Source organism: Streptomyces tateyamensis (assembly GCF_003205575.1).
Lineage (GTDB): Bacteria > Actinomycetota > Actinomycetes > Streptomycetales > Streptomycetaceae > Kitasatospora > Kitasatospora tateyamensis.
The window spans coordinates 20243-35671 of the sequence record NZ_PYBW01000018.1 but is presented as its reverse complement, the minus strand read 5'-3'; the positions used below and the strand labels follow the sequence as shown (position 1 = coordinate 35671).

At 73.5% G+C, this 15429-nt stretch carries 11 protein-coding genes; 9 read left to right on the top strand and 2 right to left on the bottom strand.

Features of this window, described 5'->3' with window-relative positions:
• The first annotated feature begins 1 nt into the window (after position 1).
• From C7C46_RS05410 to C7C46_RS05395, 4 genes are read left to right on the top strand one after another with little or no spacing between them, the layout of a single operon-like run.
• A complete protein-coding gene (locus tag C7C46_RS05410; protein ID WP_110666251.1) occupies positions 2 to 2017 on the top strand; it encodes an alpha-1,4-glucan--maltose-1-phosphate maltosyltransferase in 2016 nt (671 codons plus the stop codon).
• Between the two features lies 1 nt (position 2018).
• Positions 2019 to 3524, top strand: a complete 1506-nt coding sequence (locus C7C46_RS36240; RefSeq protein WP_110666249.1) for a maltokinase N-terminal cap-like domain-containing protein — start codon at positions 2019 to 2021, stop codon at positions 3522 to 3524.
• A gap of 47 nt (positions 3525 to 3571) precedes the next feature.
• On the top strand, positions 3572 to 5848 hold the full coding sequence (glgB, locus tag C7C46_RS05400; protein ID WP_110666247.1) for a 1,4-alpha-glucan branching protein GlgB: 2277 nt from the start codon (positions 3572 to 3574) through the stop codon (positions 5846 to 5848).
• Entirely contained in the window at positions 5838 to 7196 is a 1359-nt protein-coding gene (locus C7C46_RS05395) for a phosphomannomutase/phosphoglucomutase (RefSeq protein WP_110666245.1), read from the top strand. Before glgB ends, C7C46_RS05395 begins: the two co-directional genes overlap by 11 nt.
• A 58-nt stretch (positions 7197 to 7254) precedes the next feature.
• Here the strand turns inward: C7C46_RS05395 and C7C46_RS05390 are convergent, their stop codons facing one another.
• Positions 7255 to 8613 (bottom strand): helix-turn-helix domain-containing protein, encoded by a 1359-nt coding sequence (locus C7C46_RS05390; protein WP_110666244.1) that lies wholly within the window; start codon positions 8611 to 8613, stop codon positions 7255 to 7257.
• Positions 8614 to 8897: 284 nt separating this feature from the next.
• Here C7C46_RS05390 and C7C46_RS34815 point away from each other — a divergent pair, with 284 nt between their 5' ends.
• Both C7C46_RS34815 and glgA read left to right on the top strand, forming a co-directional pair.
• On the top strand, positions 8898 to 9071 hold the full coding sequence (locus C7C46_RS34815; protein ID WP_181442206.1) for a hypothetical protein: 174 nt from the start codon (positions 8898 to 8900) through the stop codon (positions 9069 to 9071).
• A 41-nt stretch (positions 9072 to 9112) separates the two neighbouring features.
• Positions 9113 to 10297, top strand: coding sequence for a glycogen synthase (gene glgA, locus C7C46_RS05385; RefSeq protein ID WP_110666242.1), 1185 nt, complete (start codon positions 9113 to 9115; stop codon positions 10295 to 10297).
• Positions 10298 to 10359: 62 nt separating this feature from the next.
• On the opposite strand, the gene C7C46_RS05380 is transcribed toward glgA, so the two are convergent.
• On the bottom strand, positions 10360 to 11655 hold the full coding sequence (locus tag C7C46_RS05380; RefSeq protein WP_181442205.1) for a cation:proton antiporter: 1296 nt from the start codon (positions 11653 to 11655) through the stop codon (positions 10360 to 10362).
• 367 nt (positions 11656 to 12022) lie between these two features.
• Here C7C46_RS05380 and proC point away from each other — a divergent pair, with 367 nt between their 5' ends.
• The 3 genes from proC to C7C46_RS05365 all read left to right on the top strand — a co-directional run bounded on the left by proC (position 12023) and on the right by C7C46_RS05365 (position 15367).
• Positions 12023 to 12850 (top strand): pyrroline-5-carboxylate reductase, encoded by an 828-nt coding sequence (proC, locus tag C7C46_RS05375; RefSeq protein ID WP_110666238.1) that lies wholly within the window; start codon positions 12023 to 12025, stop codon positions 12848 to 12850.
• Between the two features lie 128 nt (positions 12851 to 12978).
• A complete protein-coding gene (locus C7C46_RS05370; protein WP_110666236.1) occupies positions 12979 to 14187 on the top strand; it encodes an MFS transporter in 1209 nt (402 codons plus the stop codon).
• A complete protein-coding gene (locus C7C46_RS05365; protein ID WP_110666234.1) occupies positions 14168 to 15367 on the top strand; it encodes an acetoin utilization protein AcuC in 1200 nt (399 codons plus the stop codon). The genes C7C46_RS05370 and C7C46_RS05365 overlap by 20 nt, the downstream gene beginning before the upstream one ends.
• Positions 15368 to 15429 lie beyond the last annotated feature (62 nt).

Below are 15429 nucleotides of genomic sequence, written 5' to 3'. Positions count from 1 at the left end.
TATGACGGACACGGTCTCGCACACCGCCGCGAGGCACACCGAGCCAGTCGCCGAGGCACTGGTGGGCCGGATCCCCGTGCTCGACCTCAGCCCGGTCGTGGAGGACGGACGGCGCCCGGCCAAGGCGGTGCTGGGGGAGACGTTCCTGATCAGTGCCACGGTGTTCCGGGAGGGCCACGGCAAGCTCGGCGCCAACGTGGTGCTGCGCGATCCCGAGGGCCGCCCCGGGCCGTGGACGCCGATGCGGGAGCTGGCCCCCGGCACCGACCGGTGGGGCGCCGAGGTGACCGCCACCGCGATGGGCCACTGGAGCTACACCGTGGAGGCCTGGAGCGACCCGGTGAGCAGCTGGCTGGACCGCGCCTCGGTCAAGGTGCCGGCCGGTCAGGACGTGGAGCTGGTGCTGGAGGAGGGCGCGCTGCTGCTCGAGCGGGTCGCCGCCGGGGTGCCGCGGGGCAGCGGCCGGACCGCCGTGCTGACCGCGGTGGACACGGTCCGGGACCGGACCCGGCCACCGCTGACCAGACTGGCCGGCGCGATGCTGCCGGCCGTGCTGGCGGTGCTGGCCCGCTACCCGCTGCGCGAACTGGTCACCTCCTCGCGGACCTACGCCCTGCAGGTGGAGCGGCACCGGGCGCTGTACGGCTCCTGGTACGAGTTCTTCCCGCGCTCGGAGGGCGCCACCCCGGATCCTGCCTCCGCGCCCGGCGACGGGCAGGAGGGGCCCCTGCGCTCCGGCACCTTCCGCACCGCGGCCGAACGGCTGCCCGCCGTCGCGGCGATGGGCTTCGACGTGCTGTACCTGCCGCCGATTCACCCGATCGGCCACTCCTTCCGCAAGGGCCCGAACAACACGCTGACGGCCGGCCCGCAGGACGTCGGGTCGCCGTGGGCGATCGGCTCCGCCAAGGGCGGGCACGACGCCGTCCACCCGGACCTGGGCACCATCGAGGACTTCGACGCCTTCGTGGCCCGGGCGAACGAGCTCGGCCTGGAGATCGCCCTCGACTTCGCCCTGCAGGCCTCGCCCGACCACCCCTGGGTGAACAAGCACCCCGAGTGGTTCAGCCACCGCATCGACGGCAGCATCGCCTACGCCGAGAACCCGCCGAAGAAGTACCAGGACATCTACCCGATCAACTTCGACCAGGACTTCGACGGCCTGGTGGTCGAGACGCTGCGCCTGCTGCGCCACTGGATGGCGCACGGCGTGCGGATCTTCCGGGTCGACAACCCGCACACCAAGCCCGTGCACTTCTGGGAGAAGGTGATCGGCGAGCTGAACCGGACCGACCCGGACGTCGTCTTCCTGGCCGAGGCCTTCACCCGCCCGGCCATGCTGCAGACCCTGGCCAAGATCGGCTTCCAGCAGTCCTACACCTACTTCACCTGGCGCACCAGCAAGCAGGAACTCACCGAGTACCTGACCGAGTTGACCGAGGAGACCGGGGCGTACCTGCGACCGAACTTCTTCGTCAACACGCCGGACATCCTGCCGCGCCACCTGCAGCAGCAGGGCCCGAGGGCCTTCGCGGTCCGCGCCGTGCTGGCCGCCACCCTGTCGCCGAGCTGGGGCGTCTACGCCGGCTTCGAGCACGCCGAGTCCGCTCCGGCCGGCCCGGACACCGAGGAGTACCTGGAGTCGGAGAAGTACCAGCTGCGCCCGCGCGACTGGACCCGCACCGACACCCTGGCCCCGCTGCTCACCAGGCTCAACGAGCTGCGCCGCGCCCACCCCGCGCTGCAGGAGCTGCGCAACCTCAGCTTCCTGCCCACCGACAACGACCAGGTCATCGCCTACGCCAAGCGCACCGGCGAGGACCAGGTGATCACGGTCGTCAACCTCGACCCGCACCATGTCCAGGAAGCCACCGTCACGTTGCCCGACGCCACCGGACCGGTCAAGGTGCACTGCGAGCTGACCGGCGGCGACCACCTGTGGCACCAGCACAACTACGTGCGGCTCGACCCCGCGGTGGGACCCGCCCACGTCCTGACGATCCGCCAGGAGGAGTGAGATGCCCGCGATACTCTGCGCCACCTGCCTGGACGCCGAGCACGTCACCGCCCAGCCCGAGGAGGACCTGCTCGGCCCGCTGCTGCCGGTGCTGATGCCCTGGCTGGTGACCCGGCGCTGGTTCACCCACGAGCGCGGCCACCTGGAGCGGCTGCGCACGGTCAGCCTGTCGGTGCTGGAGGAGCCGGGGCGGGAGGCGGTGCTGCTGCACGCCCTGCTGGACGCCCGGCACGAGGGTTCCGGCACCCACCACTACCAGCTGCTGGTCGGGCTGCGCCCCCGGTTGCCCGCGGCGCTGACCGGTGCCCGGATCGGGCAGGCCGAGAGCGGCCGCTGGGCCGGCTGGACGCTCTACGAGGGCACCGAGGACCACGAGTTGATGGAGCGCCTGCTGGCGCGCACCGAGCAGGGCGCGGGCGGCGCACTGCAACTGTCGCTGACTGGCTCCGAGCCGCTGCCGAGCGGGCTGAGCGCCCGGGCCCTGGCCGTGGAGCAGAGCAACAGCACGGTGGTCTTCGGCGACCGGCTGCTGTTCAAGCTGTTCCGCCAGCCCGAGCCCGGCGAGCACCCGGAGACCGACGTGCTGCGCGGCCTCACCCGGGTGAACTGCGACCGGATCCCCGGCCTGGTCGGCTGGATGCACACCGAGGGCACCGCCCAGGAGTCCGTGGTGCTCGGCATCCTGGAGGAGTTCCTGCCCGCCCGGGGCGACGGCTGGGACCTGGCGGTGCGGCAGGCGGCCGACTGCGTCAGCGGCAGTTGCCGGGTGGTCCCGGCGCTGGACGGCTTCACCGGGGAGGCCCAGGAGCTGGGCCGGGCGGTGGCCGAGTTGCACACCGCGCTGGGCGAAGCCTTCGGCCGGCAGGAGCTGGGCCCCACCGAGATCGTCGGCCTGGTCGACCGGATGCGCCTGGACCTGCGCACCGCACTGGAGCAGGTGCCCGAACTGGAGCCCTACGGCGGCCGCTTGCAGGCGCTCTACGAGGACTTCGGCAAGCTCGCGGTGCGCGGGCGCGGGCGCGGGCTGCCGGGCCAGCGGATCCACGGCGACCTGCACCTGGGCCAGGTGCTGCGCACCGAGGACGGCTGGAAGGTGATCGACTTCGAGGGCGAGCCGAGCCGGCCGGTGGCCGAGCGCCGGCTGCCGCAACCGGTGCTCAAGGACGTGGCGGGCATGCTTCGGTCCTTCGACTACGCCGGGCGCCAGGCGCTGGCCACCCTAGCGGCCGAGGAGGAGGCGAGCGAGTCGGAGCGGGAGAGCGCCGAGCAGACCGCGGCGCGGCTGCGCCGGCTGCGCCGGGCCTACGCCTGGTCGGTGCGCAACCGCCGGGCCTTCACCGCCGGTTACGCGGCGGCGGGCCTGGTCGATCCGCACTGCCACCCGGTGGTGCTGCGCGCCTTCGAGGCCGAGAAGGCGGTCTACGAGGCGGTCTACGAGTCCCAGCACCGCCCGGCCTGGCTGCCGATCCCGCTGGCCGCCGTACAGCGCCTGGTCTCCGGCCGCTGACCCGCCGTCAGTCCCTTCCCGCTCACCGACGACAGGATCACCGACCCGTGACTTCCCGCCTCGCCCCCGAACTGGATCGCCCGGTGCTGCAGCTCGCCCCGGCCCGGCCCGAGCCCGAGGAGACCGCCCGGCTGCTGGCCGGGCGGCACCACGACCCGCACGCCGTCCTGGGTGTCCACCCGGTGCGCGGCGGGACGGCGGTGCGGGTGCTGCGGCCGGGAGCCGACGCCGTGCTGCTGGACACCCCGCTCGGCCAGGTCGCCCTGGCCCCGGCCGAGGACGGGCTGTTCACCGGCCTGCTGGCCCCGGAGTGGCCGGCCGAGTACCGGCTGCTGGTGCACGACGCCGGCGGGGTGCGGGAGGAGGCGGACGGCTACCGGCTGGCGCCCACCCTGGGCGAGCTGGACCTGCACCTGATCCGGGAGGGCCGGCACGAGCAGCTCTGGCAGGTGCTCGGGGCGCACCCGCGCGAGGTGGAGGGCCTGGCCGGCACCGCCTTCGCGGTGTGGGCGCCGAACGCGGAAGGGGTGCGGCTGGTCGGCGACTTCAACTTCTGGGACGGCACCGGGTTCCCGATGCGCTCGCTGGGCGCCAGCGGGGTCTGGGAGCTGTTCGTGCCCGGGATCGGCGAGGGTGCCCAGTACAAGTTCGAGATCGCCGTCCGGGGCGGCGAGCTGGTGCAGAAGGCGGACCCGATGGCCCGGCGCGCCGAGGCTCCGCCGTGCACCGCCTCGGTGGTGGAGGCCTCGCAGTACCGCTGGGGCGACGCCCAGTGGCTGGCCCGCCGGGCCGGACACGGCACCCTGGACCGGGCGATGTCGGTGTACGAGTTGCACCTGGGTTCCTGGCGACCGGGGTTGAGCTACCGGCAGCTGGCCGAGGTGCTGCCGGCGTACCTGCGGGAGCTGAACTTCACCCATGTGGAGTTCATGCCGGTGATGGAGCACCCGTTCGGCGGGTCCTGGGGCTACCAGGTGACCGGGTTCTACGCCCCGACCGCGCGGTTCGGGTCCCCGGACGACTTCCGGTACCTGGTGGACGCCCTGCACCAGGCGCAGATCGGGGTGATCGTGGACTGGGTGCCGGCCCACTTCCCCAAGGACGGGTTCGCGCTGGCCCGCTTCGACGGGCAGGCGCTGTACGAGCCGGCCGACCCGCTGCGCGCCGAGCACCCGGACTGGGGCACCCTGACCTTCGACTACGGGCGGGCCGAGGTGCGCAACTTCCTGGTCGCCAACGCCGTGTACTGGTGCGAGGAGTTCCACGTCGACGGGCTGCGGGTGGACGCGGTGGCCTCGATGCTCTACCTGGACTACTCGCGCGAGGACGGCCGGTGGACGCCGAACCAGCACGGCGGGCGGGAGAACCTGGACGCGGTCGGCTTCCTTCAGGAGATGAACGCCACCGTCTACCGCCGCTGCCCCGGCGTGGTCACCATCGCCGAGGAGTCCACCGCCTGGAGCGGGGTGACCCGGCCCACCGACACCGGCGGCCTGGGCTTCGGCCTCAAGTGGAACATGGGCTGGATGCACGACACGCTGCGCTACTTCGGCCGCGACCCGATCCACCGCCAGTACCACCACAACGAGTTGACCTTCTCGATGGTCTACGCGTACTCGGAGAACTACGTGCTGCCGATCTCGCACGACGAGGTGGTGCACGGCAAGGGCGCGCTGGTCTCGAAGATGCCGGGTGACTGGTGGCAGCAGCGCGCCAACCACCGCGCCTACCTGGGCCTGATGTGGGCCCACCCGGGCAAGCAGCTGCTGTTCATGGGACAGGAGTTCGCCCAGGGGGCCGAGTTCGACCACGAGTCCGGCCCGCAGTGGTGGCTGCTCGACGAGGACTGGCCGGCCGCCGCCGAGCACCGCGGCGTGCAGCGCCTGGTCGGCGAGCTCAACCGGATCTACCAGGACAGCCCGGCGCTGTGGGAGCTGGACACCTCGCCGGCCGGCTTCAGCTGGCTGGACGCCGACGCGGCCCAGGACAACGTCTACTCCTTCGTCCGCCGCGACGCCGCGGGCCGCAGCCTGGTGGCGGTCAGCAACCTGTCGCCGACGGTCCGCAGCAACTACCGGATCGGACTGCCCGCCGCGGGCCGGTGGGTGGTGGTGCTGGACACCGACCAGCCCCGGTTCGGCGGTTCCGGCGCCGGTCCCACCACCCCCTACCAGGCCGAGGACGTGCCCTGGCAGGGGCAGCAGTTCAGTGCCGAGCTGACCCTGCCGCCGCTGGCCACCGTGTGGCTCTGCCCGCCGGGCAGCGCGCTGCCGCTGGCGCCGGCCGACCCGGACCTACTGGAGATGACCGACCATGACGCCTGAACTCGCCGCCAGACTGGTCAAGGCCTACGACATCCGGGGCCTGTCCCCGCAGGAGCTGGACGAGTCGGCGGCGCACCTGCTCGGCGCCGCCTTCGCCGAGCTGACCGGGGCACCGGAGGTCGCGCTGGCCCGCGACATGCGCGACACCTCGCCCGCGTTGGCCGAGGCCTTCGCCCGGGGCCTGCGCGAGCAGGGCGTGGACGTGGTGGACGCCGGCCTGGGCTCCACCGACTACCTCTACTTCGTCTCCGGCCGGCTCGGGGTGCCCGGGGCGATGTTCACCGCCAGCCACAACCCGGCCGGCTACAACGGCATCAAGCTCTGCCGGGCCGGCGCGGTGCCGGTCGGCGAGGGCACCGGGCTGGAGGTGCTGCGGGCCGCGCTGACCCGGCCCGCACCGGCGCCGGCCGCGGGGCGCCGGGGCGGGCGGCGCGAGGTGGCGCTGCTGGACGACTACGCGGCCCACCTGCACAGCCTGGTCGACCTGTCCGGCCTGCGGCCGCTCAAGGTGGTGGTGGACGCGGGCAACGGGATGGCCGGGCTCACCGTGCCGCTGGTGCTCGACCAGCCCGCGCTGACCGTCGTGCCGATGTACTTCGAGCTGGACGGCAGCTTCCCGAACCACGAGGCGGACCCGATGAAGCCGGCCAACGTGGCCGCGCTCAAGGAGCGGGTCCGGGCCGAGGGCGCGGACCTGGGCCTGGCCTTCGACGGGGACGCGGACCGCTGCTTCGCGGTGGACGAGCGGGGCGAGGCGGTGCCCGCCTCCTCGGTGGTGGCCCTGGTGGCCAAGCGGCTGCTGGCCCGCGAGCCGGGGGCCGCGGTGGTGCACAACCTGATCACCTCGCGCGGCACGGTGGAGCAGATCGAGGAGGCCGGCGGCAAGCCGGTGCGCTCCCGGGTCGGGCACTCGTTCGTCAAGCGGCTGATGGCCGAGCACCAGGCGGTCTTCGGCGGCGAGCACTCCGGGCACTACTACTTCCGCGACTTCTGGTTCGCCGACACCGGCCTGTTGGCGGCGCTGCACATCATCGCCGAGCTCTCCGCGGCACAGCACCCGCTGTCCACCCTGGTGGACGGGCTGAAGCGGTACGAGAGCTCCGGCGAGGTGAACCTGCCCACGCCCGACCCGGCGGCCGCGGTGGTCGCCGTGGAGCACGCGCTGGGCGATGCGGCGGCCCAGCTGGACCACCTCGACGGGCTGACCGCGAGCTTCGCGGACGGCTCCTGGTTCAACGTGCGGCCCTCCAACACCGAGCCGGTGCTGCGGCTGAACGCCGAGGCCGGCGACCCCGCGACCCTGGCGGCGCTGCGTGAACAGGTGCTGGCGGCGATTGCGCGGGCCTGAACCGGGACAGGCCCTGTTCGGGGCGGACGGCCCCCCGCCGTCCGTCCCAACCCGCGGCTCAGGTCTGCGGGCTGGTCACCATCGCGATCGCGGGCGAGGTGCTGTGCAGCGGCACCAGGCCGGCGCCGCACAGCGCCCGCTGGTAGAAGGTCATCGCCTCGCCCTGGTGGCCGTTGGCCAGCCAGACGTCCCCGGCCTGGCGCCAGACCGTGGCGCTGGAGCGGTTGTCGGGCAGCCGCAGCAGCTCGCGCTCCACCGCCCGCATGGTCTCCCGGGCCTGCCGCTCCTCGCCGAGGTCGAACTGGGCCTGGGCGAGCAGGGTCCGGGCGAAGGCGGAGTCCCAGGGCGCCTCGTTGCGCAGCAGGCCGATCGCCCGGCTGGCCCGGCCCAGGGCATCCTGCGGCGCCCCCTGACGCAGCGACAGGCGGGCGAACTCGACCTCCACCTTGGCCTGCTCGACCGCGGTGCCGGCCTCCACCACGGCCTCCTGGGACTCGGTCAGCAACTCCTCGATCCGCTCGTGCTCGCTGCTCTCGGTGTCCAGCAGGAAGGACGCGCAGTTGAACTTGAGGATGCCCAGGTGCCGGACGTTGTCGGTCTCCGCCATCAGCATCAGGGCCCGCTCGGTGAGGGCCAGCGCCTCCTTGAACTGCCCGCGGCTGCGGGCCACCAGGGCGGCGTTCCAGTAGACCGAGCCGCGGGCGACCCGGGAGCCGGTCTGCTCGGCCACCGCGGTGAGCCGGTTGACCAGCAGCTGGGCCTGGGTCAGATCACCGCGCTGGAAGTAGCAGGTGATCAGGGTGGCGCCGAGCTGGATGTGGTCGTCGGTGTAGTCCAGGCCGAGCTGGTCGAGCTTGCGCAGCGCCCGCTCACCCACCTCGACGCTCATCATCTGGTCGCCCGAGTCGCGGTACGCCCGGCAGAGCGCCACGGCCAGCTGGGCCCAGTCACTGGTGCCCGGGACCGTGCCGGGGTCCTCGAACAGCGTGGTGAACAGCTGGATCGCGGCCTCCAGCCGGCCGAGCTTCTCGAAGGCCAGCGCCTGGCCGAGCCGGGCCCGGCGCACGGTGGCCTCCTGCAGCAGCGGAGCGTTGGCCAGCGCCTCGCTGTAGGACTGCAGGGCTTCGCCGTTGGCGCCGTTGCGCAGGGCCATGTCGCCGAAGGCGACCTTGAGCTCGAGCTCTTTGACCCGGGCGTCGTCGCGCCCGGTCCGCAGGTAGTCCACGGTGCAGCCCACGCGTTCGGCCAGCGTCTTGAGGACGGTGTCCGAGGGCGCGCGCTTGCCGGTCTCGATCAGCGAGACGTAGCTCACCGAGACGTCGTCCGAGGCAAGGTCCTGCTGGTTAAGTCCGCGCTTCTGGCGCAGTTCGCGCAGCCGCTGCCCGATGCCATTCGTCTCACTCTGCGATTGGTCCATGGTTCTCCGGTCAACGGGGAGGGAGGGCTGGTCGAGCCTTACCTCAGTGGTGCCCATTTGACTCCATCTTTTACACCACATGCGGTCGGTCGCCAAGGAGCTGTGCCGGTCTTCCGGCGTCGCCCTAGGTAGGCAACGTCGGGGACATATAGGTCCTTCCCCAGGCTTCCATGGTCACTCTCCGTACCGTAAACCTGTTGAGAAAGATGATCATTGACAGCTTGGGTCAACTCGGATTGACTCTCCTTGTCAACGAAATCTGACTCGGCGAAAGGCCCCCTGCCATGCGCACGCTCCTTCCGCTCGCCCTCGGCGCGGTCGTTCTTGCCCTCGGCGCGATGTTCGCGCTGGCACCGAGCGGCTCCGCCGCTGACAACTCTCCGATGGACGGCGGCACTTCCGTGGTGGCCCCGCAGGGCACCGCCTCCCCGCTCTCCCCGAGCGGCGGCTGTTGCTGACCCGCCTGACCGGCTGATCTCGCGAAGGGACCCACACGGACATGCGCGTCGACCTGCTCACCCGCGAGTACCCGCCGGAGGTCTACGGCGGCGCCGGCGTCCACGCCGCCGAGCTCACCCGGGCCCTGCGTACTCTGGCCGAGGTCCAGGTGCGCTGCCTGGGTGAGCCGCGCACCGAGGCCGGCACCACGGCCTACCAGGTGCCGGCCGACCTGGCCGGGGTCAACCCGGCGCTGCAGTTCCTCGGCGCGGACCTGCGGATCGCGGCCGACTGCGCCGGGGCCGACCTGGTGCACAGCCACACCTGGTACGCCAACGCCGCCGGGCAGCTGGCCAAGCTGCTGCACGGGGTGCCGCACGTGATGACGATGCACAGCCTGGAGCCGCTGCGGCCTTGGAAGGCCGAGCAGTTGGGCGGCGGGTACGCGCTCTCCAGCTGGCTGGAGCGCTCCGCCGCCGAGGCGGCCGACGCGCTGATCGCGGTCTCCGGCGCGATGCGCGAGGACATCCTGCGCGCCTATCCGGCGGTGGACCCGGAGCGGGTGCACGTCATCCACAACGGAATTGACAGCGAGACCTACCGAGCCGACCTGCGGGTGGACGCGCTGGAGCGGTTCGGTATCGACCCGAGCCGTCCGATGGTGCTGTTCGTCGGCCGGGTCACCCGGCAGAAGGGGCTGCCGCACCTGCTGCGGGCCGCCTTCGAGCTGCGGCCGCAGGCCCAGCTGGTGCTCTGCTGCGGTCAGCCCGACACCCCGGAGATCGCCGCCGAGGTGGCCGGGCTGGTCGACGAGCTGAGCCGCGCCCGGGACGGCGTGATCCGGATCGACGGGATGCTGGACCCCGCCTCGGTGCGCCAACTGCTCACCCATGCCGCGGTCTTCGTCTGCCCCTCGCTCTACGAGCCGATGGGCATCGTCAACCTGGAGGCGATGGCCTGCGGCACCGCCGTGGTGGCCACCCGGGTCGGCGGGATCCCCGAGGTGGTGGTGGACGGCGGGACCGGCCTGCTGGTCCCGTACCGGGCCGGCGAGGACGGTACCGGGGAGCCGGCCGACCCCGCCGAGCTGGCCGGCGGCCTGGCCGCCGCGGTCAACCGGATGCTGGACGACCCGGACCTGGCCGAGCAGTACGGCCGGGCCGGCCGGCAGCGGGTCGAGCAGCAGTTCTCCTGGACCGGCGTGGCCGAGCGGACGCTGCGGGTCTACGAGAAGCTGGTCGGCTGAGCCGGCCTCAGGGGGGCGTCTTTCGGATCAGGCGGTCGGTCGCCGTGATCCGGAAGGCGCCCCTAGCCGTGGTCGCGCCCGGCGGCGGTCCGAGCCGGCTCGGCCGTCCGCGCCGCCGGCTCGGCCGGCACCACCTCGGTCCGCTCGGCCCGCTCCAGCAGGCTCAGCGCCGGCCCGGCCGCCGCGGTGGCCAGCAGTGCCACCACCAGCAGCGCCTCGAACAGCCGGTGCCCGATCAGGCCGGCCTGGTAGCCGGTGGTGAGCACCACGATCTCGGTCAGCCCGCGGGTGTTCATCAGCACCCCCAGCCGCAGCGCCGCCGTCCGCCCCAGCCCGTCGCGCCGGCCGACCAGGGCGCAGACCGCGAACTTCGACCCGGTCGCCAGCACCAGCAGCAGGGCCACCAGCAGCAGGAAGTTCCGGTCCGTCAGGTCGGCACCCAGGTCCACCTGCTGACCGGCCCCCAGGAAGAAGCAGGGCAGCAGGACCGCGGCCAGCTGCCCGATCACCGCGGACGGTCCGCTGCGGGCGGCCGTACTGCCCGGCTCCCGGTGGTCCGGCCAGGCCAGGCCCAGCATCAGTCCGCCGAACAGCGGGTGCAGCCCCAGCCCGGAGGAGACCGCCGCGGCCAGGCAGATCGCCCCGGTGGTGGCCACCACCCCGATCTCCCGGCCGGGCCGCAGCCCGGGCCGCCGGTGGGCCACCAGGCCGGCCGCCCCGGCGCCCAGCAGCGCGGCCAGCAGCTGCGGCCAGCCCATCCGCCCGGCCAGCCAGAGCGCCAGGCCCAGCACGCACCAGCAGGCCGCGTCGCCGATCGAGGCGGCCACCAGGCTGAGCCGGCCCACCGGGGTGGCCGCCAGCCCGCGGTCCTGCAGGATCCGGGCCAGCACCGGGACGGCGGTCACCCCCAGCGCGCAGGCCAGGTAGAGCGCGAAGGCGGGCAGGCCGGTGCCGCCACCGGCCAGGTGGTGCCGGTACAGCGGTACGGCCACGGCCAGCCCGGCCACCGCGGGCGCCAGCAGCGAGGCGGCGGCCAGTACCAGCGGGGTCCGCCCGCCCCGGCGGCCGCTGCCCGGGCGGTCGGCGGCCAGGTGCCGGCCGATCTCGAAGGCGTACAGCGCCACCGCGAGTTGGGCCAGCCCGCCGAGGACGGTGCGCACCTCCTGGGTGAACAGGCCCCGGTGCACCGAGGGCAGCAGCCGGCCCAGCAGGGTGGGCCCGAGCGCCACCCCGACCGCGATCTCGGCGAGGACGGCGGGCTGCCTGAACCGGGTCGCCAGCCGCCCGGCGGCCCTACTCAGGACGAGGGTCAGGGCCAGGGCGGCCAGCAGCAGGGTGGTGCCGTCGAGGTGTCCCACGGTCGACCTCCGGGGTTCGGTCACCCAGCGTGGTCGGGCAGGTGACGTTCCGTGGCGGCCCGCGCGGGTGGTCGGCGGCGCCGGCGCCACCGTTCTGGGGGCGGCTGTCGAATGGCATTTATCATCTAACTGACTGTCAGAAATATGCCTTGTCAAATCCCGGTGCCCCTCATCGGCGGTCGGTTCGCCCCTACTGCGTGAGGTGCTGACGCCTCGAATCCGGCCTGGGCGCTGCCACAGCTGGTGACTGTGGGGAATATGAGGTCTCGTTCACCGACTGTCCGCCCGCTGGACGGCTCCCCGGCGGGGCGGCCCGCTGGTGCGAGGATGACGGCAGTACCGTCGCGGTGAGCAAGGGAGACCTGCCATGGCCAGCAGCGCCGTCCACCCCCAGCGGATCGCCTTCCTGGGCACCGGAAAGATCGGGGAAGCGCTGCTCTCCGGCCTGCTGCGGGCCGGCAAGCGCCCGGCCGAGGTACTGGTCACCGCCCGGCGGCCGGAGCGGGCCGCCGAGCTCGCCGACCGCTACGGGGTGACGGCCTGCACCAACGCGGAGGCCGCCAAGCTCGCCGACACCCTGATCCTGGCGGTCAAGCCGCAGGACATGGGCGCCCTGATGGAGGAGCTCGGGCCGCACCTGGTGCCGGGCCGGCTGGTCATCTCGGCCGCGGCCGGCATCCCGACCCGCTGGTTCGAGGCCCGGCTGCCGGCCGGCACCGCGGTGGTCCGGGTGATGCCCAACACCCCGGTGCTGGTGGACGAGGGGATGAGCGTGATCTCGGCCGGCTCGCACGCCACCGAGGAGCACCTGCGCCGGGCCGAGGAGATCTTCGCCTCGGTCGGCAAGGCACTGCGGCTGCCGGAGGCCCAGCAGGACGCGGCCACCGCGCTCTCCGGCTCCGGCCCGGCCTACTTCTACTACCTGGTGGAGGCGATGACCGACGCCGGGATCCTGCTCGGGCTGCCCCGGCAGGTGGCGCACGACCTGATCGTGCAGTCCGCGATCGGCGCCTCGGTGATGCTGCGCGACTCCGGCGAGCACCCGGTCAAGCTGCGCGAGGCGGTCACCTCGCCGGCCGGCACCACCATCGCGGCCATCCGGGAGCTGGAGAACCACGGGGTGCGGGCCGCGCTGCTGGGCGCCCTGGAGGCGGCCCGGGACCGGTCCCGGGAGCTGGCCTCCGGCGGCAAGTGACGATCAGGTCAACTGTCCAACTCGGTGGCGGCCGACCCCTCCCCAAACGGCTGCCCACCACCTACGCTGCCGCCAACATCTTCCGTACCGGGCAGTAGGTGCTGCGCCGGTGGTGAGCGAGGTCCCGGATGACCACCGACGTCACGGCTGTCCCGGCACGGCTGCGGCAGGCCCGTACCGCCCTGCTGGTCAGCTTCCTGCTGCAGGGCACCACCTTCGCCCTGCTGGTCACCCGGATCCCGGGCATCCAGCGGCAGTACGGCCTGTCCGACGGCACCCTGACGATCTTCCTGGCCGCGGTGCCGATCCTGGCCGGGGCCGGCTCGATCGGGTCCGAGCAGCTGGTCAGGCGGACCACCCCGCGCGCGGTGCTGCGGATCGTCCAGCCGCTGGTCTGCCTGACCCTGGTCGGGGTGGGCCTGGGCCACCAGCTCTGGGCGCTGGGCCTGGCGCTGGCCGCCTTCGGGCTGCTGGTCGGCGCGCTGGACGCCTCGATGAACATGCTCGGGGTCGGCCTGCAGCACCGCTACGGCCGCTCGATCATGCTCGGCTTCCACGCCGCGTTCAGCCTGGGCGGCATCCTCGGCGCGCTGCTGGCCAGCGCCGGCGCCCACCTGAGCCTGCTCACCCTGTTCGGCGCGAGCGTGGCGGTGCTGATCCCGGCCGCGCTGGTGGCCGGCCGGTTCTTCGCCGGGCCGGCCGAGCTGGGCGACTCGGTGCGCGAGGCCGCGGCCGCCGCCGCCCGGTCGATCCCGTGGAAGCCGCTGCTGCCGCTGTGCGCCGCGATGGCCTTCGCCTACATCGCCGACTCCACCGTCTCCAACTGGAGCGCCAAGTACCTGACCGAGACCCTGCACAGCACCGACCGGGTGGCCGCGCTGGCCTACGCCGGCTACATGGTGGCGCTGTTGCTCGGCCGCACCTTCGGCGACCACGGCGTGCAGCGCTTCGGCGCGGTGGCGGTGGTGCGCACCGGCGCCCTGGTGGCCGCCCTGGGGTTCGGCATCGCCGCGCTGGCCCCGGCCGCCTGGGCCGGGATCGCCGGCTTCACCGTGCTGGGTCTGGGCATCTGCGCCGTGATCCCGCAGGTCTTCGCGGCCGGCGGGCGGCTCTTCCCGAGGGACTCGGACGCCGCGGTGGCCCGGCTCAACCTCTTCAACTACGTCGGCTTCCTGGTCGGCTCGCCGCTGGTCGGCGCGATCGCCGGCGCCTCCTCGTTCCGCTGGGCACTGTGCGCCCCGATGCTGCTGGTCCTCGCGGTGGTGCCGCTGGCCGGGCACTTCGCTCTGGCCGCGCAGCAGCCGCTAGCGTTGGACCATGCCCCGACCCGACGCTGACCAGGCCTGCGAGCTCCGTCTCTTCTGGGACGAGGGGGTCACCGCCTACGACTTCGGTCCGCAGCACCCGATGGACCCGACCCGGCTGGCGCTGACCATGCGACTGGTCGAGGCCTTCGGCCTGGACCGCGCCCCGGGCGTCACGGTGGCCGCCGCCCCGCCGGCCGGCGAGTCCACGCTGGCCCTGGTGCACCGCCCGGAGTACGTCGAGGCGGTTCGCCGGGCCGCCGCCGACCCCGGGACCGTCGACCTGCGGCACGGCCTGGGGACCGAGGACAACCCGGCCTTCCCGGCCATCCACCGGGCCTCCGCGCTGATCGCCGGTCAGTCGGTGGCCGCCGCCGAGGCGGTGTGGCGCGGCAGCGCCCGGCACGCCGTCAACTTCGCCGGCGGCCTGCACCACGCGATGCCCGGCCAGGCCTCCGGCTTCTGCGTGTACAACGACGCGGCGCTCGCGGTGGCCCGGCTGCTGGAGCTGGGCGCCGAGCGGGTCGCCTACGTGGACGTGGACGTGCACCACGGCGACGGCGTGCAGCAGGCCTTCTGGGACGACCCCCGGGTGCTCACCGTCTCGCTGCACGAGCACCCCAGCACGCTCTTCCCGCAGACCGGGTGGACCACCGAGACCGGCGGCGAGGCGGCCCCGGGCTCGGCCGCCAACCTGCCGCTGCCGGCCGGCACCGGCGACGCCGGCTGGCTGCGCGCCTACCACGCGCTGGTCCCCGAGCTGCTGGCCGGCTTCCGGCCGCAGGTGATCGTCAGTCAGCACGGCGCCGACACCCACGTGGAGGACCCGCTGGCCCACCTCGCGGTCACCGTGGACGCCCAGCGCGCGGTCGCCGCCGACCTGCACCGCCTCGCCCACGAGCTCTGCGAGGGCCGCTGGGTGGCGCTGGGCGGCGGCGGGTACGCGGTGGTGGACGTGGTGCCGCGGACCTGGACCCACCTGGTGGCGATCGCCGCCGGACAGCCGGTGGACCCGCAGGCCCCGACGCCCGAGCAGTGGCGTGCCGAGGTGTTCCGTCAAGCCCGCAGACCCGCGCCCTTGCGGATGACCGACGGGGCCGACGCGCGCTACCGCGACTTCGCCGAGACCGGCTACGACCCCGCCGACCGGCTCGACCAGGCGATCCTGGCGGCCCGGCGCGCGGTCTTCCCCCAGCACGGGCTGCTGCCGTAACGTCGTAGCACGGCGACGGAGCGCAGCGAACCTGCTACAGAACGCCGATGCCGCGGCTCCTG

Coding starts and splice junctions, on each gene's coding strand:
- C7C46_RS05410 (WP_110666251.1), top strand. CDS start 2: ATGACGGACACGGTCTCGCACACCGCCGCGAGGCACACCGAGCCAGTC.
- C7C46_RS36240 (WP_110666249.1), top strand. CDS start 2,019: ATGCCCGCGATACTCTGCGCCACCTGCCTGGACGCCGAGCACGTCACC.
- C7C46_RS05395 (WP_110666245.1), top strand. CDS start 5,838: ATGACGCCTGAACTCGCCGCCAGACTGGTCAAGGCCTACGACATCCGG.
- C7C46_RS05390 (WP_110666244.1), bottom strand. CDS start 8,613: ATGGACCAATCGCAGAGTGAGACGAATGGCATCGGGCAGCGGCTGCGC.
- C7C46_RS34815 (WP_181442206.1), top strand. CDS start 8,898: ATGCGCACGCTCCTTCCGCTCGCCCTCGGCGCGGTCGTTCTTGCCCTC.
- glgA (WP_110666242.1), top strand. CDS start 9,113: ATGCGCGTCGACCTGCTCACCCGCGAGTACCCGCCGGAGGTCTACGGC.
- proC (WP_110666238.1), top strand. CDS start 12,023: ATGGCCAGCAGCGCCGTCCACCCCCAGCGGATCGCCTTCCTGGGCACC.
- C7C46_RS05370 (WP_110666236.1), top strand. CDS start 12,979: ATGACCACCGACGTCACGGCTGTCCCGGCACGGCTGCGGCAGGCCCGT.
- C7C46_RS05365 (WP_110666234.1), top strand. CDS start 14,168: ATGCCCCGACCCGACGCTGACCAGGCCTGCGAGCTCCGTCTCTTCTGG.